19 protein-coding genes are annotated in these 21,238 nt (G+C 72.8%); 3 read left to right on the top strand and 16 right to left on the bottom strand.

All coding sequences use genetic code 11. The annotated features are described in order from the left end of the window. Positions 1-61: 61 nt before the first annotated feature. Together AC5K6T_RS08750 and AC5K6T_RS08745 are read right to left on the bottom strand one after the other, a co-directional pair. Positions 62-1,639: an asparagine synthase-related protein gene (locus AC5K6T_RS08750; RefSeq protein ID WP_493207128.1), complete on the bottom strand. Its 1,578-nt coding sequence runs from the start codon at positions 1,637-1,639 to the stop codon at positions 62-64. 104 nt (positions 1,640-1,743) lie between these two features. Further along, positions 1,744-1,929 carry a hypothetical protein gene (locus tag AC5K6T_RS08745; protein WP_493207127.1) on the bottom strand — a complete coding sequence of 62 codons (186 nt, stop codon included), beginning with the start codon at positions 1,927-1,929 and terminating at the stop codon, positions 1,744-1,746. A 91-nt stretch (positions 1,930-2,020) separates the two neighbouring features. Between AC5K6T_RS08745 and AC5K6T_RS08740 the strand changes: the two genes are divergently transcribed. From AC5K6T_RS08740 to mihF, 3 genes are all read left to right on the top strand, one after another. Beyond that, positions 2,021-3,397, top strand: a complete 1,377-nt coding sequence (locus AC5K6T_RS08740) for an NsdA family TPR-like regulatory protein (protein WP_493207125.1) — start codon at positions 2,021-2,023, stop codon at positions 3,395-3,397. 123 nt (positions 3,398-3,520) lie between these two features. Then, positions 3,521-3,691, top strand: coding sequence for a hypothetical protein (locus AC5K6T_RS08735; RefSeq protein ID WP_493207123.1), 171 nt, complete (start codon positions 3,521-3,523; stop codon positions 3,689-3,691). A 114-nt stretch (positions 3,692-3,805) separates the two neighbouring features. Beyond that, positions 3,806-4,120, top strand: coding sequence for an integration host factor, actinobacterial type (mihF, locus tag AC5K6T_RS08730; RefSeq protein ID WP_493207121.1), 315 nt, complete (start codon positions 3,806-3,808; stop codon positions 4,118-4,120). Between the two features lie 64 nt (positions 4,121-4,184). Here mihF and AC5K6T_RS08725 read toward each other — a convergent pair whose 3' ends face one another. From AC5K6T_RS08725 to AC5K6T_RS08660, 14 genes are all read right to left on the bottom strand, one after another. Then, on the bottom strand, positions 4,185-4,610 hold the full coding sequence (locus AC5K6T_RS08725; protein ID WP_493207119.1) for a hypothetical protein: 426 nt from the start codon (positions 4,608-4,610) through the stop codon (positions 4,185-4,187). Between the two features lie 315 nt (positions 4,611-4,925). Beyond that, positions 4,926-7,073 (bottom strand): primosomal protein N', encoded by a 2,148-nt coding sequence (locus tag AC5K6T_RS08720; protein ID WP_493207118.1) that lies wholly within the window; start codon positions 7,071-7,073, stop codon positions 4,926-4,928. 154 nt (positions 7,074-7,227) lie between these two features. Further along, entirely contained in the window at positions 7,228-8,436 is a 1,209-nt protein-coding gene (metK, locus tag AC5K6T_RS08715; RefSeq protein ID WP_493207116.1) for a methionine adenosyltransferase, read from the bottom strand. A 232-nt stretch (positions 8,437-8,668) separates the two neighbouring features. Next, positions 8,669-9,883, bottom strand: coding sequence for a bifunctional phosphopantothenoylcysteine decarboxylase/phosphopantothenate--cysteine ligase CoaBC (gene coaBC, locus AC5K6T_RS08710; protein ID WP_493207114.1), 1,215 nt, complete (start codon positions 9,881-9,883; stop codon positions 8,669-8,671). 150 nt (positions 9,884-10,033) lie between these two features. Next, a complete protein-coding gene (rpoZ, locus tag AC5K6T_RS08705; RefSeq protein WP_003977348.1) occupies positions 10,034-10,306 on the bottom strand; it encodes a DNA-directed RNA polymerase subunit omega in 273 nt (90 codons plus the stop codon). Positions 10,307-10,584: 278 nt separating this feature from the next. Next, a complete protein-coding gene (gene gmk / locus AC5K6T_RS08700) occupies positions 10,585-11,178 on the bottom strand; it encodes a guanylate kinase (RefSeq protein WP_493207112.1) in 594 nt (197 codons plus the stop codon). A gap of 62 nt (positions 11,179-11,240) precedes the next feature. Beyond that, entirely contained in the window at positions 11,241-11,564 is a 324-nt protein-coding gene (locus tag AC5K6T_RS08695) for an integration host factor (RefSeq protein WP_003977346.1), read from the bottom strand. Between the two features lie 333 nt (positions 11,565-11,897). Further along, the gene (pyrF, locus tag AC5K6T_RS08690) at positions 11,898-12,752 is read right to left on the bottom strand and encodes an orotidine-5'-phosphate decarboxylase (RefSeq protein WP_493207108.1); all 855 of its coding nucleotides are present in this window, start codon (positions 12,750-12,752) and stop codon (positions 11,898-11,900) included. Beyond that, positions 12,749-13,855, bottom strand: coding sequence for a quinone-dependent dihydroorotate dehydrogenase (locus AC5K6T_RS08685; protein WP_493207107.1), 1,107 nt, complete (start codon positions 13,853-13,855; stop codon positions 12,749-12,751). Before AC5K6T_RS08685 ends, pyrF begins: the two co-directional genes overlap by 4 nt. 56 nt (positions 13,856-13,911) lie before the next feature. Then, a complete protein-coding gene (carB, locus tag AC5K6T_RS08680; protein WP_493207106.1) occupies positions 13,912-17,220 on the bottom strand; it encodes a carbamoyl-phosphate synthase large subunit in 3,309 nt (1,102 codons plus the stop codon). Then, positions 17,213-18,370, bottom strand: coding sequence for a glutamine-hydrolyzing carbamoyl-phosphate synthase small subunit (carA, locus tag AC5K6T_RS08675; RefSeq protein WP_493207105.1), 1,158 nt, complete (start codon positions 18,368-18,370; stop codon positions 17,213-17,215). The genes carB and carA overlap by 8 nt, the downstream gene beginning before the upstream one ends. Further along, complete coding sequence (locus tag AC5K6T_RS08670) at positions 18,367-18,951, bottom strand: PH-like domain-containing protein (RefSeq protein WP_493207103.1); 585 nt, start codon at positions 18,949-18,951, stop codon at positions 18,367-18,369. Before AC5K6T_RS08670 ends, carA begins: the two co-directional genes overlap by 4 nt. Beyond that, positions 18,948-20,234, bottom strand: a complete 1,287-nt coding sequence (locus AC5K6T_RS08665) for a dihydroorotase (protein ID WP_493207101.1) — start codon at positions 20,232-20,234, stop codon at positions 18,948-18,950. Before AC5K6T_RS08665 ends, AC5K6T_RS08670 begins: the two co-directional genes overlap by 4 nt. Before the next feature lie 4 nt (positions 20,235-20,238). Continuing rightward, positions 20,239-21,219, bottom strand: coding sequence for an aspartate carbamoyltransferase catalytic subunit (locus AC5K6T_RS08660; RefSeq protein WP_493207100.1), 981 nt, complete (start codon positions 21,217-21,219; stop codon positions 20,239-20,241). Between the last annotated feature and the right edge of the window lie 19 nt (positions 21,220-21,238).

Raw genomic sequence — 21,238 nt, 5'->3', positions numbered from 1 at the left:
GGGGCTGGCGGGGCGTACGGGGCCGATTGCGCCGAAGTCGCCCAGCCGGTGGAGGAGGCGTCTACAGCGCCCGCAGGCCCAGCTCGACGGCGGTGATCAGGTAGAGGCCCGTACGGTACGGCGCCGCGTCCTCGGGGCTGAGGGCGGCCCGCTCGACGGCCTCGGTGAGGACTGCGGCGTCCACGAAGCCCTGCTCGATGAGGTGGAGCTCCTTGCCCCATCCGCGCAGCAGCCCGGTGGCGTGATGGTGGGCGGCGGTGTTCATCAGATGGCCGAAGTTCTCCCGCAGCGGCGGGTTCACCACCTCCTCCGGCAGGCCGCGGGCGGCAAGCCGCCGGTGCAGCAGGTGCTTGTCCGCCTTCCACTCGGTCGGCAGGCGGTGCCCGAAGCGGACCATGTCCGCGTCGGTGAACGGCGCGACGGTCCACAGCCCGCGCCGGGCCATGAGTGGGGTGGCGACCTCCAGGGCGATCAGCGCGGTCTCCGGCGCCACGGTCGCCGGCGAGATCCCCGCATCCACCTCGCCCAGCAAGTCGCGCACCCGCTCGCCGCACCAGGACGGCGCGGTCGGCGTTCGCGCGGGCCCGCCGGCGGTGCGGCGGGCCCGCGCGACCTCGTCGCCACCGAACCCCGCCGCCACCGTGTGGATGCCGCGGGCGCGCAGGGCCTGGGCGAGCGCGTCTGCCGCCTCCAGGTGCGGCTCGTCGAGCGGGCTGACCGCCTCCGCCCGGGAGCGGCGCAGGCCGCCCGGGGACAGCACCGGGTGGTCGGCCGCCCGCACGGCCACGTCGGCGGCGAACCCGGTCTGCTCGATGACCGCCCGGCGCCGCGCCTCCTGCTGCGGCCCTGCCTCGCCGCCGATGAGCATCGCGCACGGCGTGATCGCCCCCGGGTGGGCCAGGGCGAGGGAGATGGCGAGGTTGGTGGAGTCCATGCCCCCGGACAGCTGGGCCGCCGTCCGCTCCGGGGCGACGGGCCGCTTGGCGAACACGTGGTCCGTCAGGGCCTCGAAGGCGCCGACGAGTCCGGCCTCACCGATGTGGTCGGCGAGCTCGCCAGGCTGGGCGTGCTCGGCCGCCGCCGGGTACACCAGGCGCAGGCCCTCGGCGTCCGCGTACGCGGTGGAGCGCTCGGAGAGCCGCTTGACCGTGGTGAACAGCGTGTCGTGCCCGTAGCGGGGGAAGCCGGTCAGCAGCCGCATCACCTCCCGCTCCTGAAGCCGGTCCGCACCGAGCTGGTGGCGCAGGTCCATCAGCTGCCACGACCCGGCCAGCCGCCCGCCGTCGTGGGCGAGGTACAGCGGGCACACCCCGCCGAGCCCCGTCTGGAGCCGGAGCCCGTCCGGGCCGGCCTCGACCCAGATGCCCTGGAGCGGGAAGTCCTGGCACTCCTTCACCGCGCGCTCGTACACCGCGGTGTCGACCCGGGCCGGGGAGATCGAGCGCAGCAGCGAGGGGCGGCCGGCCGCCTTCTCCCGTACGACGAGCAGCGTGCGGGTGCCGTCGGTGACCGCCCGCGCCTCCAAGGCCGGGTGGTCCAGCGGCCGGATACGGTCCGCACCGCGGCCCCAGCCCTCTTCCTCTCCTCGCCATTCCCACGGCCCCGAACCGGTCCGCAGGTCGACCGACAACGTCAACATCCCACTTCTCCCTTCTCGCCGGACATGCGACGGGGCCCGCGCGGCTTTCGGCCGGGCGCGGGCCCCGGTGACGCTGGTGGTGCTGGACGGGCGGTGCCGGTGGATCAGTCCTCGAAGCGGCCCTGGTCCGAGGTCTCGGCGGCCTTGTCGTCGTAGCGGGCGGTGTCACTCGGCGGGGCGGTGATCTCCGGGCCGGCGAACACGGACTCCCACGGACGCGTCGTGTCCTTCATGGCGAACCCCTTCTTCTCGACCGAGCCCGATGACGGAATGTCATCGGGCTTGCTCAATCAGTGAACCGGGCAAGGGGGTTGGCGGGTACCGTGTCGAGCGCGCGGAGCCGTATATCGGGTATACGCCTGACGACGAGGGCAGGACGCCATGACCCAGCGCACTGCGAACCACCAGCTCAAGGCACTGATCGAGGAGTCCGGGCTGCCGTACGACGGCGTCGCCCGTGCCGTGAAAGCCGTGGCGTTAGAGAGCGGCCAACGGCTGGGGACGAACAAGTCGGCCGTCCACCACTGGGTGCAGGGCGCCGAACCGTCCGGGACGACACCGGGGTACCTGGCCGAGGCGCTGTCCCGCCGCCTGGGGCGCCGGATCACCCGCGAGGACCTCGGACTCGGTTCCCCCGGCGGCGGTGAAGATGACAGCATCGGGCTGACGCTGGACTTCGATCCCATCGAGACGCTCACCGCCATCGGGGAGGCCGACGTGAACCGCCGCCGATTCCTGGCCGCCTCCGCCTACTCCATGGCCGCGGCGACCCTCCCGCTCCAGACCGTCCAGGAAGCCGCCGCCCGCACCCGCACGGTCAGCGGCGGCGGAATCGCCGGCCACGCCGACGTCGCCGCCGTGCGCGACATGGTGAAGCTCTTCATGGACATGGACGAGCGCCACGGCGGCCAGCACGGACGGGCGGCCTTCGTGCAGTACCTCGTCACCGACGTCGCGCAGCTGTGCCGGGGCCGGTTCGCCGGCGACGACGTCCGCGCCGAGGCGCTCTCGGTCGCCTCGGCGGCGGCTCACCTGTGCGGCTGGAAGGCGTACGACAGCGGCGAGCAGGGCCTCGCGCAGCGCTACTACCTTCAGTCCCTCACCCTCGCGCGGGCGTCCGGTGTCCCGGGGCAGGACGGCTTCGTGATGCGCACGATGTCGCAGCAGGGTATGAAGCTGCACCGGCCCGAGCACTGCCTGGCGCTCGCCGGATCCGGCTGGGGCCGCGCCAGGGGCCGCGTCGGCCAGCAGGTCGAGGCGCTGTTCGCCGTCACCCACGCGCACGCGCTCGCCAAGACCGGCCAGACCCGTCGCGCCCTCGACGACGTCCAGCTCGCCGAGACCGCGCTGGCGGCCGGGGCCGGGGACGAGGTGCCGTTCTGGGCGCTGGTGTGGGGCCCGCCCGCGGCCACCGTCCACTCCCGTACGGCGAAGGTCTTCGAGACGCTCGGCGACCGCCCGAACGCCGCCCACCAGTACGCGACCGCAGCAGCGAGCCGGCCCGGGGCGACGTACGCGCGGATCATCGCCCTCGACCTGGTCGCCCAGGCCGAGCAACAAGCCAAGCAGGGCAGCATCGAGCAGGCATGTGGCACCTGGGGCCGGGCGATCGACACCATGGCCGGGGTGAAGTCCACCCGCACCCTCAAGGCCGTCCGCTCCCTGCGCTCCGACCTGCGCCCCTACCGGGCCCGCGGCGTACGGGTCGCGGCCGAGCTCGACGATCGCGCCCGGGTCTTCCTCGACCACCACCGCTGACCCGCGCGCAGGCGGCACGGGGCCAGCCCGGCGGCCCGGGTGCGGGCATCGCCGCCGGGCGTACGGTGAAACCATGGCCGCCGAGCGGGCGTCGACGACACGGTCACCGCCGCGTTCGGCGAGGTGACGCTGCCTGCGCTGACGCTGTACGTCCACACCATGGCCCGCGCCGACCAGATCCTCCAGCAGGGCATGGGCGACCTGCCCGAAGGACTCCAGGCCCGTACCGGTGCCGAGCTGCACTGGCGTATCACCGCAGCCTGCTGGCTCGCCTGCGAGCGCGGACTGGCGTAAGTGCCTCGGCCGGCGGCACCAGGCCGTGCGACGGAATCCGCAAACCCGCTGGTCAACCGCTATGCGGCAGGGCGATGATGGCCAGTCGCAACGCCGTACGAGAAGAGGTCCCCGATGGATCTGCCCACACTGACCGCCGAGGCCCGCGCCGAAGCCCTGAAGAAGGCCGCCGCCGTCCGCAAGGAGCGCGGCGAGATCCTCGCCCAGCTCAAGGACGGCAAGGTCGCCTTGAAGGACGTCCTCGCACGCGAGGACGCCGTGGTCGGCAAGGTGTTCGTCCGCCGCCTGCTGGAGTCGCTGCCGGGCATCGGCAAGGTCCGCGCCGCCCAGCTCCTGAACGAGCTCGAAATCTCCGAAAGCCGCCGAGTCCAGGGCCTCGGGCCCCGGCAGAAGGAACGCCTGCTCGAAATCTTCGCGCCAGCGGCCTGACCAGCGCGAACACCAAGGCCCCGGCCGCCAAGCTCATGCTCGGCCGTGGCCCTCTGCTGTCCGTCTACCGCTCCCGCAGCTCGTACGGGTTGATCTCCGCGTACCGGTCGTCCGCCTCGGTCAGGTCGAAGCCTTCCTCCCATGCCGAGGTCTCCAGCCAGTTCACCGGCCCGCCGGCCCGGAACTGCGGATGCTCCCAGCGCGGTTCGCCCACGCAGAACGCGTGCACCTGAGGCTGCTCGTCGCCGTCCCGGCGGACGAACTTCTCGTCGTAGATGAGGAAGTGGCCCATGTCGTCGCGGTCCTCGCGTATCTCTTCCGGGAGCGTGACCACCCGGGTCACCTTGTCGTCGTCGCAGTCGACCTCGACCATCACCGGCATCACGTACCGAACCCACCGCTTCGCCACCGCGGCCCCGCCCTTCACATCGCGTAGTCGGCGGCACGCCACCGGGAACGTGCCCACCCAGGGGACCGAAGGCCAGAGCATCACCCTCGTACGAGGCCGTGGCCTCCTTCCGGGGCACTTCCGGCTGCCCGTCAGGGCTTCAAGATCAACTCATTGCCCCTTTGGCGCGTATCTGGGTCACGCCCCGGGCAGAACCCCCGGCACCGGCTTCCGGCCCGCACTCCGCCGTCCGCGTCGTAACCGCATCCGCGCTCGCGAGCCGGACCGGACCCGGCGCAGCCCCGGAGTCCCGCAGACCCGCAGTCCCGCAGTCCCGCAGTCCCGCAGGTCCTTGAGGCCGCCGCGCCTCGCCGCGGGCGACCGGCGGACCCGGCCGGAGACGTCGTCAGACCGGCGTCACCCGATGTCCGGCGGGTCGATCCGGACCCGGACCACCGCTTCGCCGCCGCGGGCCAGACGGGCGGCCTGGGCGGCTTTCAGCGCGGCGGCGAGGGCGGCCCCGCCACCGGCGGGGACGCGGACCAGGGCGCGGTCCCACCGCTCCCCCGGCGGTGGCGCGCCCGGCCGGCGCGGACGGCCGGGCAGGGTCGCGGGCAGGGGCACCGGACCGAGCACCTCGGCCCCGGCCGGCAGGTCGGCCGCACCGAGGAAGCCGGCCACCGCCTCGGGCGTCCCGGACACCGCGGCCATCCGGGAGACCGGCGGGAAACCCAGTTCCGCCCGCTCGGCGAGCTCGCGCACCGCGTGCCCGACGGGGTCCCAGCGCACCAGCGCCTGCACCGGCCGCAGGGTGGGATCGGCGACCACGGCCACGGTGCCGCCCGCCGACTGCTCCCGCACCAGGGCGGCCGCGCCGATCCAGCGGCGCAGCGCGTCCTCCGCGGCGCGCAGGTCGGGCCGTCCGAGCATGGCCCAGCCGTCCAGCAGCAGCGCCGCCGCGTAGCCGCCCTCGGCGACCGGCTCGGCGCCCGGGGTGCTGACCACCAGGGCGGGCGCGGCCGGCACGGTGTCCAGCACGTGCTCGCGCCCGGAGGTACGCACCGGGACCCGCGGGAAGGCCCGGCCGAGTTCCTCGGCGGTGCGCCGCGCCCCCACGATCTGCGCCCGGAGGCGGAAGGAGCCGCACTCGGGGCAGTGCCAGGAACCGTCCTCCCGGCCGCACCAGTCGCACCGCAGCACTCCGGTCTCGCTGCCCTGGAGCGGGCCGGAGCAGTGCCCGCAGCGGGCGGGCGCACGGCACTGCGCACAGGCCATCCGCGGCACGTACCCGCGGCGGGGCACCTGGACCAGCACGGGCCCGTGCCGCAGCCCCTCCCGTACGGTCTGCCAGGCCAGGGTGGGCAGCCGGGCGGCGCGGGCGGCCTCGTCGCGGGCCAGGTCCAGATCGCCGACGGTGCGCACCAGCGGGGCGAGGGCCCGCACCCGTTCGCGCGGGGCGGCCAGCGGCCGGGCCCAGCCGCTGGCGACCAGCTGCGCGGCCTCCACGGTGCAGCCGAGCGAACCCAGCAGGAAGCCGCACCGGTCCTGCGCGGCCCGCAGCAGCAGCACCTCGCGCGCGTGGGGCTGCGGCGCATGGGGCTCGCTGTGGCTGTCGTCGCCGTCGTCCCAGAGCGCGACGAGGCCGAGGTCGCGGACGGGCGCGAACATGGCGGCACGGGTGCCGACCGCCGCCCGCACCGAACCGCGCCGCACGGCCAGCCACTCCCGGTACCGCTTCTCCGGCCCGGCGTCCGCCGTCAGCAGGGCGTGCCGCCCCTCGCCCAGCAGCGCGGTCAGCGCGGCGTCGACGCGGGCCGCGGTCCGCCCGTCGGGGACGACGACCAGCGCACCGCGCCCGGACGCGAGGGTCGCGGCGACGGCGCGGGCGGTCTCCTCGCTCCAGGCGGGGCCGGGCAGCGCGTTCCACACGGCGCGCGGCGACCCGCCGGAGGAGAGCGCGTCCAGGAAGGCCGGGCCGTGCTCGTACCGCGTCCAGGGGCCGGGCGCGGGGCGCGGCGGGGGCGGCAGCGGGTCGGGCGAGGGCCGCCGCTCGGCCCGTGCGCTGCGCGGGGGTACGGCGAGCTGGAGGACGTCGGCGAGGCTGCCGGCGTACCGGTCGGCGACCGAGCGGGCGAGGGCGAGCAGCTCCGGGGCGAGCACCGGTTCCGGGGACACCACCTGGGCCAGCGCGGCGAGCGGCCCCGAGTACGCGGACTCGGCCACCCGCTCGACCAGGAACCCGTCGACCAGGCCACCGCCCTCACGGCGCCCATCGCGGACCCGGTGGCGTCCGGCCCCGAACCGCACCCGCACGCGGACGCCGGGCCGGGCGTCGGCGTCCATCTCCTCGGGGACCGCGTAGTCGAAGTACCGGTCGAGGTGCAGCATCCCCTTGTCGACCAGCACCCGGGCCACGGGCAGCTCGGCGGCCAGCGGGGCGCCCCGCCAGGTGCGGGGTCTGGCCCGCGGTGTCTTCGCCCGGCGCACCGATTCGCGGATGAGCGCGAGCTGCTCGGGCGGCGCCCCCTGGGCGCCGTCCCGCTCCGGCTCGTTCTCCCCGCTCACGACTGCATTCTTACCAAACGGCACCGACAGCGCCCCGCCCCGCGCGGCCCGGTGACCCGGCCGGCGGGCCGCGCGGAGTCCTCGGCGGGCGTCCGGACCTTCGAGGGCGGACGGCGGACGGGACGGCCACGGCACGCGCCGGGGCGCGGGCGGCCTACAGGCCGACCGCCGCGCGCAGCGCGTCCACGCGGTCCGTGCGCTCCCAGGTGAAGTCCGGCAGTTCACGGCCGAAGTGGCCGTACGCGGCGGTCTGGGCGTAGATCGGGCGCAGCAGGTCCAGGTCGCGGATGATCGCGGCCGGGCGCAGGTCGAAGACCTCGTCGATGGCCTTCTCGATCTTCTCGGTCTCGACCTTGTGGGTGCCGAAGGTCTCCACGAACAGGCCGACCGGCTCGGCCTTGCCGATCGCGTAGGCGACCTGGACCTCGCAGCGGGCGGCGAGGCCCGCGGCGACGATGTTCTTCGCGACCCAGCGCATGGCGTAGGCGGCGGAGCGGTCGACCTTGGACGGGTCCTTGCCGGAGAAGGCGCCGCCACCGTGGCGGGCCATGCCGCCGTAGGTGTCGATGATGATCTTGCGGCCGGTCAGACCGGCGTCGCCCATCGGGCCGCCGATCTCGAAGCGGCCGGTCGGGTTCACCAGCAGGCGGTAGCCGTCGGTGTCGAGCTTGATGCCCTCGTCGACCAGTGCCTGCAGCTCCGGCTCCACGACGAACTCGCGGATGTCGGGGGCCAGCAGGGACTCCAGGTCGATGTCCGAGGCGTGCTGGGAGGAGACCACGACGGTGTCCAGGCGGACCGCCTTGTCGCCGTCGTACTCGATGGTGACCTGCGTCTTGCCGTCGGGACGCAGGTAGGGGATGGTGCCGTTCTTGCGGACGTCGGAGAGCCGCTTGGACAGGCGGTGCGCCAGGAAGACCGGCAGCGGCATCAGGGTGGGCGTCTCGTCGGAGGCGTACCCGAACATAAGGCCCTGGTCGCCCGCGCCCTGGCGGTCGAGGTCGTCGCCGGCGCCGCTGATCCGCGACTCGTAGGCGGTGTCGACGCCCTGGGCGATGTCCGGGGACTGCGAGCCGATCGACACCGACACGCCGCAGGAGGCGCCGTCGAAGCCCTTCTTCGACGAGTCGTAGCCGATCTCGAGGATCTTCTCCCGGACCAGCTGCGGGATCGGCGCGTAGGCCTTGGTCGTGACCTCGCCGGCCACGTGGACCAGGCCCGTGGTGATGAGGGTCTCCACGGCGACGCGGGACGTGGGGTCCTCGCGCAGCAGGGCGTCGAGGATGGTGTCACTGATCTGGTCAGCGATCTTGTCGGGGTGACCCTCGGTCACGGACTCCGAGGTGAACAGGCGACGGGACACAACGCTCCCTGGGTTTGCAGCGGCTGCTGGCTGATCATGGGCGGACGGGCCGGGGGCTGCGCCCGGCGTCGTCCGAGAACAGTTTATCGGTCGCGCTCGGCCACCGGCTCAGGTGTCTCGCCTCTCGGGAGCCCTGTGACCTGCGGCACTGGCATTCTGCCCAATGCCGCACGGGGTTGGCCAGGGGCGCCACACCCGAATCAAGCCGAGCTCCGGAGGGACGGGCCGCCGGTCAGGCACGCTCACCCATCCGGTGCGCCACCAGGTCCCACACGATGTCGGCCAGTGCCTCCTTGGGGCCGCGCGGCACGGGTGTCTCGGAGCCGTCGGCGCCGAGCACCACGGCCTCGTTCTCCTCCGAACCGAAGGTCTTGCGCTCCCCCACCTCGTTGACGACGAGCAGGTCACAGCCCTTGCGGTGGAGTTTGGCGTGGCCGTTGTCGAGGACGTCGTCGGTCTCGGCAGCGAAGCCGACGACCACCTGTCCGGGGCGGGCCCGGTCGGCGGAGATCTCGGCGAGGACGTCCGGGTTGCGGACCAGCGCGACGGGTTCGGGCTCCCGGCCGTCCTGCTTCTTGATCTTCCCGGGGGCGTACACCGCGGGGCGGAAGTCGGCGACGGCCGCGGCCATCACCACGGCGTCGGCGTCCGCGGCGGCCTTCAGCACGGCCTCCCGCAGCTGTACGGCCGTGCCCACCGGCACCACGTCCACCCCGGCGGGGTCGGGCAGCCCCGCGGTGTTCGCGGCGACCAGCGTGACCCGGGCCCCGCGGGCCGCGGCGGTGCGGGCGAGGGCGTAGCCCTGCTTGCCGGAGGAGCGGTTGCCGAGGAAGCGCACCGGGTCGAGCGGCTCGCGGGTGCCGCCGGCGCTGATCACGACGTGCCGCCCCGCGAAGTCCGGCGCGACGGCGCCGCGGGCCAGGACGCGGCGGCAGACCTCGAAGATCTCGGCCGGGTCCGGCAGCCGGCCCTTGCCGGTGTCGGCGCCGGTGAGCCGCCCGACGGATGGCTCGATCACGACGGTGCCGCGGCGGCGGAGCGTGGCCACGTTCTCCCGGGTGGCCGGATGCTCCCACATCTCGGTGTGCATGGCGGGCGCGAGCACCACGGGGCAGCGTGCGGTCAGCAGGGTGTTGGTGAGCAGGTCCCCGGCGAGCCCGTGGGCCGCCTTGGCGAGCAGGTCGGCGGTGGCGGGGGCGACCACGACGAGGTCGGCGTCCTGTCCGATGCGGACGTGCGGCACCTCGTGGACGTCGTCCCAGACCTCGGTGGGGACGGGGTGCCCGGACAGCGCCGACCAGGTGGCAGCGCCCACGAACTCCAGGGCGGCCCCGGTGGGGACGACCCGGACGTCGTGGCCGGACTCCGTCAGCCTTCTGAGCAGCTCGCAGGCCTTGTAGGCGGCGATGCCGCCGCTGACCCCCAGCACGACCTTCGGCTTGTCCACCGTCTCTCCCCGGGCTCGGAAACGTACACGCCAATGACACACCACAGGCCCGCCAGGTGCTCTCCCCGCTGTCGCCGGGCGATGTCCCTGTCGGGCCTGTGGAAGGAATGCTGCGGGCGGACCGTACGGCCGTCCGCCCCGCCGGGCCGCCTACTGGGCCGGGCCCTCGATGGCCTCGGACGTGAGCAGACCCGCGTTGATCTCGCGCAGGGCGATCGAGAGCGGCTTCTCGTGGACGTGGGTGTCGACGAGCGGACCGACGTACTCCAGGAGGCCCTCGCCGAGCTGCGAGTAGTACGCGTTGATCTGGCGAGCCCGCTTGGCCGCGTAGATCACGAGGCTGTACTTCGAGTCGGTGGCCTCGAGGAGCTCGTCGATCGGCGGGTTGATGATGCCCTCGGGCGCGGAGATGGAAGAGGACACGCTCTACCTTCCGATGGATGGGAAAAGTGCGGAGGCGACCGTGCGGTCGGCCGGGCGGTTCGTGAGCACGGAGTGCTCAGGTCGCCGGAGCACCGGCCGGACGGTCACGGTCTGACGGTCGTCTTCGGGCCGTCACGGTCTGATGAGTCACGATCTCATGAGTCACGGCTGGGTGCGCCGCGATCCCACGAGTCACGATCCCACGAGTCGCGACCGGACGATCACGGTCCGACAGTCGGCGATCACGTGTGTGATCAGCCGTGCGACCACCTGGGTGATCACACGACATCCATCAAGGCTAGCAGCTCGCGCGCCACATCCTCGACGGAGGTGTTGACCAGGGTCTCGTGGAACTCGGGTTCGGCCGCCAGCTCGACCTTCGCGGCCGCCAGCCGGCGCTCGATCACCTCGGGTGCCTCGGTGCCCCGGCCGGTGAGCCTGCGCACCAGCTCCTCCCAGGAGGGGGGAGCCAGGAACACCAGCTGCGCCTCGGGCATCGACTCCCGGACCTGCCGGGCGCCCTGGAGGTCGATCTCCAGCAGCACGGGCTCGCCCGCCTCCAGCCGCTCCAGCACCGCGGCCCGCGGCGTTCCGTAGCGGTTGCCGGCGAACTCGGCCCACTCCAGCAGCTCGCCGTTGGCGATCAGCTTGTCCATCTCCTCGTCGGTGACGAAGAAGTAGTGGACCCCGTGCCGCTCGCCGGGACGGGGCCTGCGGGTCGTCGCCGACACCGAGAGCCAGACCTCGGGATGCTCCTTGCGCATATGGGCGACGACCGTGCTCTTGCCGACCCCGGAGGGGCCGGAGAGCACGGTCAGCCGCGGACGTACGTCCGGGGGCTCGGGGGTCGTCCCCCGGAATGTTGCAGCCATGCAGCGATTATTCCAGCAATCGCGGGGTGCCCGGGACGGCGGCCCCGGTCAGGCCCGGTACGTCAGGAACCGGTGCTGCCGAACTCGCGCTCCAGCGACGCGATCTGGTTGGACCCGAGACCGCGCACCCGGCGGCTCTCGGAGATGCCCAGTCGCTCCATGATCTGCTTGGCGCGGACCTTGCCCACGCCCGGCAGGGACTCGAGAAGGGCGGAGACCTTCATCTTGCCGATGACGTCGTTCTCCTGGCCCTGCTTGATGACCTCGTGCAGAGAGGCGCCGGAGTGCTTCAGTCGATTCTTGACCTCGGCCCGCTCCCGGCGAGCCGCGGCGGCCTTTTCGAGCGCGGCTGCGCGCTGTTCGGGGGTAAGGGGCGGAAGAGCCACGCCTACGTCACCTCGGATGTCGAACTGTCGGATACGGACCGGTGAGGAACCTAGTCGCCCCACACCAGAGGAGCCACGAGCAACACGCTTGCCCGTTCTCCCCCGCGGCCTTGACGGCGTGGGGGGTGCCCTCACTCGTCGGAGACTAGCGGTCAAGTCCGTCAGAGTCAGCGAGAACAGAGGAAAAGTCCTGGTCAGCCTCCGTCAGGACCGGATATTTCAGACATACTGCCCTGGATTCGGGGAAGTATCCAGACCGGATTCCCTTTCCGGCCCGCACGGGATCGGGTTCCGGCCCGCCCCGAAGCGGTCGTACACGCGTCCGGAAGAGCCTCAGCCGGCGGTCACGGCCCGCCGGATCTCCTCCGCGAACCGGTCCGCCGCCGCCCGCAGCGCGCTGACGTCGGGTCCGTGGCGCAGCAGCCCCCGGCTCACGTTCGGCACGACGTTGCGCAACGCGGACCCGAACACGCCGGGAAGGTCGGCCGGGGCCGCTCCCTGGGCCCCGATGCCGGGCGCGAGGAGGGGCCCGTTGATGTCGAGGTCGTAGCGGGACAGATCGCCGAGCGTGGCACCGACGACCGCGCCGAAGGAGCCCAGGGGCTCCTCCCCCGCGTTCTCGGCGGCCAGGTGCCGGAGCATCGTCGCGCCGACGTCGCGGCCGCCCCGGTCCTCCACCCGTACCGCGTGCTGGACCTCGCCGCCCTCCGGGTTGGAGGTCAGCGCGAGCACGAACAGGCCGCAGCCGCTCTCCCGGGCCAGCGCCACGGCCGGCGACAGCGAGCCGTAGCCGAGGTACGGCGAGACGGTCAGCGCGTCGGAGAACAGCGGGGCGTCCTGGCGCAGGAAGGCCTCCGCGTACGCGGCCATGGTCGAGCCGATGTCGCCGCGCTTGGCGTCCATCACGATCAGGGCGCCGGCCGCACGGGCCTGGGCCACCGTCCGCTCCAGCACGGCGACCCCGCGCGAGCCGAAGCGCTCGAAGAACGCGCTCTGCGGCTTGAGCACGGCGACCCGGTCCGCGGTGGCCTCCACCACCGTGCGGCTGAACCGCTCCAGTCCGGCCACGTCGTCGTCCAGGCCCCACTCGGCGAGCAGCGAGGCGTGCGGGTCGATGCCCACGCACAGCGGGCCGCGTTCGTCCATGGCCCGCCGCAGCCGGGCGCCGAAGGGTTCCAGAGCGGTCATCGGGACTTCCTCACGTCGGCGCCGACCGCGTCGGCGAGGGTGGCGTAGGGGCTGGTGCGCAGCCGGGCGGCGAGGCCCTTGTGGACGGCGCGGCTGTAGAACGGCCCCTCGTAGACGAAGGCGCTGTAGCCCTGGACCAGCGTGGCGCCGGCCAGGATGCGCTGCCAGGCGTCCTCGGCGTTCTCGATGCCGCCCACGCCCACCAGGGTGATCCGGTCGCCCACGCGCGCGTAGAGGCGGCGCAGCACCTCCAGGGAGCGGGCCTTGAGCGGGGCGCCGGACAGTCCGCCGGTCTCCTGGACGAGGGCGGGCCCGGAGCGCAGGCCCAGTCCCTCGCGGGCGATGGTGGTGTTGGTGGCGATGATGCCGTCCAGGCCCAGCTCGACGGCGAGGTCGGCCACGGCGTCGACGTCCTCGTCGGCCAGGTCCGGGGCGATCTTGACCAGGAGCGGCACGCGGCGGGTGGTGACCGTGCGGTCGGCGGCCTCGCGCACGGCCGTCAGCAGCGGGCGCAGCGACGCGGCCGCCTGCAGGTCGCGCAGGCCGGGCGTGTTGGGCGAGGAGACGTTGACGACGAGGTAGTCGGCGTACGGGGAGAGCCGCTCGGCCGACTTCACGTAGTCGGCGACGGCCTCCTCCTCCGGGACGGCCTTGGTCTTGCCGATGTTGACGCCCACCACGGTCCGCAGCAGCGGGTCGCGGGTGGCCAGGCGGGCGGCGACGGCGAGGGAGCCGTCGTTGTTGAAGCCCATGCGGTTGATCAGGGCCCGGTCGGGGACCAGGCGGAACAGCCGCCTCCTGGGGTTGCCGGGCTGCGGCTCGCCGGTGACGGTGCCGACCTCGACGTGGTCGAAGCCCATCATCGCCATGCCGTCGATCCCGGCGGCGTTCTTGTCGAAGCCGGCCGCGAGGCCGAAGGGGCCGTGCATGCGCAGCCCGAACGCCTCGGTGCGCAGTTCCCGGTGGCGGGGGGCGAGCACGGCGGCCAGCAGGGTGCGCAGGCCGGGTACGCCGACGGCCCGGCGGATCCAGCGGAACGCGAGGTGGTGGGCCCGCTCGGCGTCCATCCGGCGGAACACCAGGCGGAAGAACAGCTTGTACATGGATTCCGTCCTCATGGAGAGGGGGACACCGCGGGCGGTGTCCCCCTCGTCGGCCGCTAGTCGCGGGCCGCGGTCAGGTGCTGGGCGTGTTCCTGGAGCGATCGCACGCCCACGTCACCGTGGTGGAGGGCGTCGATGCCCTGGACGGCGGCGGCGAGCGCCTGGACCGTGGTCAGACACGGGACGGAGCGCGCCACGGCGGCCGTACGGATCTCGTAGCCGTCGAGGCGGCCGCCGGTGCCGTACGGGGTGTTGACGATGAGGTCGACCTCGCCGTCGTGGATGAGCTGCACGACGGTGCGCTCGCCGTTCGGGCCGGTGCCCTCGGACTGCTTGCGCACCACGGTGGCGTGGATGCCGTTGCGCCTGAGGACCTCGGCGGTGCCGGAGGTGGCCATCAGCTCGAAGCCGTGGGCGACCAGCTGGCGCGCCGGGAAGATCATCGAGCGCTTGTCGCGGTTGGCGACGGAGATGAACGCGCGGCCCTTGGTGGGCAGCGGCCCGTAGGCGGCGGCCTGCGACTTGGCGTACGCGGTGCCGAAGACCGAGTCGATGCCCATGACCTCGCCGGTGGAGCGCATCTCCGGGCCGAGGACGGTGTCGACGCCGCGGCCGCGGACGTCGCGGAAGCGCGACCAGGGCATCACGGCCTCCTTGACGGAGATCGGCGCGTCCAGCGGCAGCTCGCCGCCGTCACCGGAGGGCGGGAGCAGGCCCTCGGCGCGCAGCTCGGCGACGGTCGCGCCGAGCGAGATGCGGGCGGCGGCCTTGGCCAGCGGCACCGCGGTCGCCTTGGAGGTGAAGGGGACCGTGCGCGAGGCGCGCGGGTTGGCCTCCAGGACGTAGAGGATGTCGCCGGCCAGGGCGAACTGGATGTTGATCAGGCCGCGCACGCCGACGCCCTCGGCGATGGCCTCGGTGGAGGCGCGCAGCCGCTTGACGTCGAAGCCGCCGAGGGTGATCGGGGGCAGCGCGCACGCCGAGTCGCCGGAGTGGATGCCGGCCTCCTCGATGTGCTCCATCACGCCGCCGAGGTAGAGCTCGTGGCCGTCGTAGAGGGCGTCGACGTCGATCTCGATGGCGTCGTCGAGGAACCGGTCGACGAGCACCGGCCGGGTGGGGCTGATCTCGGTCGACTCGGCGATGTACGCCGCCAGGCGCGTCTCGTCGTAGACGATCTCCATGCCGCGGCCGCCGAGCACGTACGACGGGCGGACCAGGACGGGGTAGCCGATCTCGTCGGCGATGTCCTTGGCCTCGGCGAAGGTGGTGGCGGTGCCGTGCTTGGGGGCCGGCAGGCCGGCCTCGGCCAGCACCCGGCCGAAGGCGCCGCGGTCCTCGGCGGCGTGGATGGCCTCCGGGGAGGTGCCCACGATCGGCACGCCGTTGTCCTTGAGCGCCTGCGCGAGGCCCAGCGGGGTCTGTCCGCCGAGCTGCACGACGACGCCCGCGACGGGGCCCGCCTGCCGCTCGGCGTGGACGATCTCCAGGACGTCCTCCAGGGTGAGCGGCTCGAAGTAGAGCCGGTCGGAGGTGTCGTAGTCGGTGGAGACGGTCTCCGGGTTGCAGTTGACCATCACGGTCTCGTAGCCGGCGGCGGAGAGCGCGAAGGAGGCGTGCACGCAGGAGTAGTCGAACTCGATGCCCTGGCCGATGCGGTTGGGGCCGGAGCCGAGGATGATGACGGCCGGCTTGTCGCGCCGGGCGACCTCGGTCTCCTCGTCGTAGGAGGAGTAGAAGTACGGCGTGCTGGCGGCGAACTCGGCGGCGCAGGTGTCGACCGTCTTGTAGACGGGGCGGATGCCGAGGGCGTGGCGGACCTCGCGGACGACGTCCTCGCGCAGGCCGCGGATCTCGCCGATCTGGTGGTCGGAGAAGCCGTGCCGCTTGGCGTCGGCGAGCAGCTCGGGGGTGAGCTCGGCCGCCCCGGTCAGCTCGTCGGCGATCTCCTTGATGAGGAAGAGCTGGTCGACGAACCAGGGGTCGATCTTCGTCGCGTCGAAGACCTCCTCGGGGGTGGCGCCCGCGCGGATGGCCTGCATGACGGTGTTGATGCGGCCGTCGGTGGGCCGGACGGACTCGGCCAGCAGGGCGTCCTTGTCGCCGGGCTCGCCGACGAAGGTGAACTGGCTGCCCTTCTTCTCCAGCGAGCGCAGCGCCTTCTGGAAGGCCTCGGTGAAGTTGCGGCCGATGGCCATGGCCTCGCCGACGGACTTCATCGTGGTGGTGAGGGTGGAGTCGGCCTGCGGGAACTTCTCGAAGGCGAAGCGGGGGGCCTTGACGACGACGTAGTCGAGCGTGGGCTCGAAGGAGGCCGGGGTCTCCCGGGTGATGTCGTTGGGGATCTCGTCGAGGGTGTAGCCGACGGCGAGCTTGGCGGCGATCTTGGCGATCGGGAAGCCGGTGGCCTTGGAGGCGAGCGCGGAGGAGCGCGAGACGCGGGGGTTCATCTCGATGACGATGACCCGGCCGTCCTCGGGGTCGACCGCGAACTGGATGTTGCAGCCGCCGGTGTCGACGCCCACCTCGCGGATGACGGCGATGCCGATGTCGCGCAGGACCTGGTACTCGCGGTCGGTGAGGGTCATGGCCGGGGCGACGGTGATGGAGTCGCCGGTGTGCACGCCCATCGGGTCGAAGTTCTCGATGGAGCAGACGACCACGACGTTGTCGTGCTTGTCGCGCATCAGCTCCAGTTCGTACTCCTTCCAGCCGAGGATGGACTCCTCCAGGAGCACCTCGGTGGTCGGGGAGAGCGTGAGGCCCTGGCCGGCGATCCGGCGCAGCTCGTCCTCGTCGTGGGCGAAGCCGGAGCCGGCGCCGCCCATGGTGAAGGAGGGGCGGACGACGACGGGGTAGCCGCCGAGGGTGTCGACACCCTGGAGGACCTCGTCCATGGAGTGGCAGATGACCGAGCGGGCGGACTCGCCGTGGCCGGTCTTCTCCCGGACCGCCTCGACGACCAGCTTGAACTGGTCGCGGTCCTCGCCCTTGTGGATCGCCTCGACGTTGGCGCCGATCAGCTCGACGCCGTACTCGGCGAGGACGCCGTTCTCGTGCAGCGCGATCGCGGTGTTGAGCGCGGTCTGGCCGCCCAGGGTGGGCAGCAGCGCGTCGGGGCGCTCCTTGGCGATGATCTTCTCGACGAAGTCCGGGGTGATCGGCTCGACGTAGGTAGCGTCGGCGATCTCCGGGTCGGTCATGATCGTCGCCGGGTTGGAGTTCACGAGGATGACCCGCAGGCCCTCGGACTTCAGCACCCGGCACGCCTGGGTGCCGGAGTAGTCGAACTCGGCGGCCTGGCCGATGACGATCGGGCCGGAGCCGATGACCAGGACGGACTGGATATCGGTGCGCTTAGGCACGCTGGCCCTCCATCAGGGAGACGAAGCGGTCGAACAGGTAGGCGGCGTCGTGCGGGCCGGCTGCCGCTTCGGGGTGGTACTGGACGCTGAAGGCCGGCTTGTCGAGGAGCTGGAGGCCTTCCACCACGTTGTCGTTGAGGCAGACGTGGGAGACCTCGACGCGGCCGTAGGGGGTGTCGGAGACCTGGTCGAGCGGGGCGTCCACGGCGAAGCCGTGGTTGTGCGCGGTGACCTCGACCTTGCCGGTCGTACGGTCCTGCACGGGCTGGTTGATGCCGCGGTGGCCGTACTTGAGCTTGTAGGTGCCGAAGCCGAGGGCCCGGCCGAGGATCTGGTTGCCGAAGCAGATGCCGAACAGGGGCGTGCCGCGGTCGAGGACCTCCCGCATCACCGCGACGGGGTGGTCGGCGGTGGACGGGTCGCCGGGGCCGTTGGAGAAGAACACGCCGTCGGGTCCGACGGCGTAGACGTCCTCGGCGGTGGCGGTGGCGGGCAGCACGTGCACCTCGATGCCGCGCTCGGCCATGCGGTGCGGGGTCATGCCCTTGATGCCGAGGTCGACGGCGGCGACGGTGTACTTCTTCTCACCGATCGCGGGGACGACGTACGCCTGCCCGGTGGCGACCTCGGCACAGAGGTCGGCGCCCGCCATCTCGGGGGCCTGGCGGACCTCGGCGAGCATGGTGCCCTCGTCGGGCAGCGCGTTGCCGGAGAAGATGCCGACGCGCATGGCGCCCCGCTCGCGCAGGTGGCGGGTGAGCGCACGGGTGTCGACGCCGGAGATGCCGACGACGCCCTGGGTGCGCAGCTCCTCGTCGAGCGAGCGGCGGGCGCGCCAGTTGGAGGGCACCCGCGCGGGGTCGCGCACGACGTAGCCGGCGACCCAGATCCGGCGGGACTCCGGGTCCTCGTCGTTGACGCCGGTGTTGCCGACGTGCGGGGCGGTCATCACGACGACCTGGCGGTGGTACGACGGGTCGGTGAGGGTCTCCTGGTAGCCGGTCATGCCGGTGGAGAACACGGCTTCGCCGAACGTCGCCCCCACGGCCCCGTAGGCGCGGCCGCGGAACATCCGGCCGTCCTCCAGGACGAGTACGGCGGGAGCCGCCCGGTGCCTCGGTGAGGCGGTCCCCTTGCTGGAGGTCGTCATCGTTCGGCGCCTTCCGTGCTGTTGTCTTCGATGCTGTTGTCTTCGATCATGGAGTTGATGGCGGTGACCCAGGCTCCGTGCTCCGCTGCGTGGTCGGAGCGGAACCCGGAGTCGATCAGCCGGTCGCCGTGCGACCAGGTCACCACGAGCAGTCCGCCCTCGGTGAGGACCTTGCCGGCGATGCCCTTGTCGAGCCGCGCCTCGCGCAGGGCCGCACGGGGGACGAAGAAGTCCGTCGCGCCCGGACGTACGACGTCCAGTCCCGCGTCCGTCAGGGTGAGCTCGACCCGGCTGCGGGTGCCCAGGCCGTGCGCCACGATGCGGTCGAGCCACTGCCCCGCGGTGGTGGAGCCGTGGTAGCGGCCGCTCATGCCCAGTGTCGCCGGGCCCGGCCGTTCGGGCGCGCCGGGGAGCTCGGGCAGGTCACCCTGGAGCGTGCCGCGCCACTTCCAGCCCTGGCGCATCAGCCAGTAGACGAGAGCGACGAACAGGGTGAGTCCGACGACCCAGCCCACCCGGGCGGCCCAGTCGGTGACCTCGGCCGATTTCTTCTCGGCGGCCAGCAGGATGAAAGGTGTCACGTGAGCTTCCCGTCGACGAGGGTGGCCTTGCCCCGGAGCCACGTGTGGGTCACACGGCCCGGCAGCTCGCGCCCCTCGTAGGGGGTGTTGCGGCTGCGCGAGGCGAAGGTCCCGGGGTCCACCGGCCCACGGTATGCCGTGTCGACGAGGGTGAGGTTGGCGGGTTCACCGGCCGAGACGGGCCGCCCGTGTCCGGTGGCCCGGCCGATCTCGGCGGGCTTGACGGACATCCGGTCGGCGACGCCGGCCCAGTCCAGCAGGCCGGTGTCGACCATCGTCCGCTGGACCACCGACAGCGCGGTCTCCAGGCCCACCATGCCCATGGCGGCCGCGGCCCACTCGCAGTCCTTGTCCTCGTGGGGGTGCGGGGCGTGGTCGGTGGCCACGATGTCGATGGTGCCGTCGGCGAGCGCCTGGCGCAGCGCGGTCACGTCGCGCTCGGTGCGCAGCGGCGGGTTCACCTTGTAGACGGGGTTGTAGGAGCGCACCAGTTCGTCGGTGAGCAGCAGGTGGTGCGGGGTGACCTCGGCGGTGACCTGGATGCCGCGGGACTTCGCCCAGCGCACGATCTCGACGGACCCGGCGGTCGACAGGTGGCAGATGTGCACGCGGGAGCCGACGTGCTCGGCGAGCAGCACGTCGCGGGCGATGATCGACTCCTCGGCGACGGCCGGCCAGCCGCCCAGGCCCAGTTCCGCGGAGACGACGCCCTCGTTCATCTGGGCGCCCTCGGTCAGCCGGGGCTCCTGCGCGTGCTGGGCGACGACGCCGCCGAAGGCCTTCACGTATTCCAGGGCGCGGCGCATGATCACGGCGTCGTCGACGCACTTGCCGTCGTCGGAGAAGACGGTGACGCCGGCGGCGGACTCGTGCATGGCGCCGAGTTCGGCGAGCTTGCGGCCCTCCAGGCCGACGGTGACGGCGCCGATGGGCTGCACGTCGCAGTAGCCGTGCTCCCGGCCGAGCCGGTAGACCTGCTCGACCACGCCGGCGGTGTCGGCGACGGGGAAGGTGTTGGCCATGGCGAACACGGCGGTGAAGCCGCCGGAGGCGGCCGCCCGGGTGCCGGTGAGGACGGTCTCGGAGTCCTCCCGGCCGGGCTCGCGCAGGTGGGTGTGCAGGTCGACCAGGCCCGGCAGCAGCACCTTGCCGTCCGCCTCGACGACGTCGGCGCCGTCCGCGGACAGGCCGGTGCCGACCGCTTCGACGGTCTCGCCGTCGATCAGTACGTCCTGCGGCTCGCCGCCGAGGATCCTCGCGCCACGGATCAGGGTCTTGCTCATGGTCTTACTTCTCCTCAGCGGTGCGGGCGTGGGTGACGGCGGGCTCGTTGCCGCCGAGCAGCAGGTAGAGCACGGCCATCCGGATGGACACGCCGTTGGCGACCTGTTCGACGGCGGTGCAGCGGTCGGAGTCGGCGACCTCCGCGGTGATCTCCATGCCGCGGACCATCGGGCCGGGGTGCATCACGATGGCGTGCTCGGGCAGCCTCGCCATGCGCTCGCCGTCGAGGCCGTAGCGGCGGGAGTACTCGCGTTCGGTGGGGAAGAAGGCCGCGTTCATGCGCTCGCGCTGGACCCGCAGCATCATCACCGCATCGCTCTTGGGCAGCGCGGCGTCGAGGTCGTAGTTCACCTCGCAGGGCCAGGTGTCGACGCCGACCGGCACCAGGGTGGGCGGCGCGACCAGGGTGACCTGGGCGCCGAGGGTGTGCAGCAGGTCGACGTTGGAGCGGGCGACCCGGCTGTGCAGGACGTCGCCGACGAGGGTGATGCGCTTGCCGGCCAGGTCGCGTCCGAGGCCCTCGTCCCGGCCGACCAGGCGGCGGCGCATGGTGAAGGCGTCGAGCAGGGCCTGGGTGGGGTGCTGGTGGGTGCCGTCGCCGGCGTTGATGACGGCGGCGTCGATCCAGCCGGAGGTGGCCAGCCGGTAGGGGGCGCCGGAGGCACCGTGCCGGATGACGACGGCGTCGACGCCCATCGCCTCCAGGGTCTGGGCGGTGTCCTTCAGGGACTCGCCCTTGGACACGCTCGATCCCTTGGCGGTGAAGTTGATGACGTCCGCGGAGAGGCGCTTCTCGGCGGCCTCGAAGGAGATGCGGGTGCGGGTGGAGTCCTCGAAGAACAGGTTCACCACGGTGCGGCCGCGCAGGGTGGGCAGCTTCTTGATCGGCCGGTCCGCGACCCGGGCCATCTCCTCGGCGGTGTCGAGGATCAGGACGGCGTCGTCGCGGGTGAGGTCGGCGGCCGAGATGAGATGACGCTTCATCGGGCAGGCTCCGTAAGAC

This window comes from Streptomyces sp. B8-7 (genome assembly GCF_058833805.1).
This window is presented reverse-complemented; position numbering and strand designations above follow the sequence as displayed.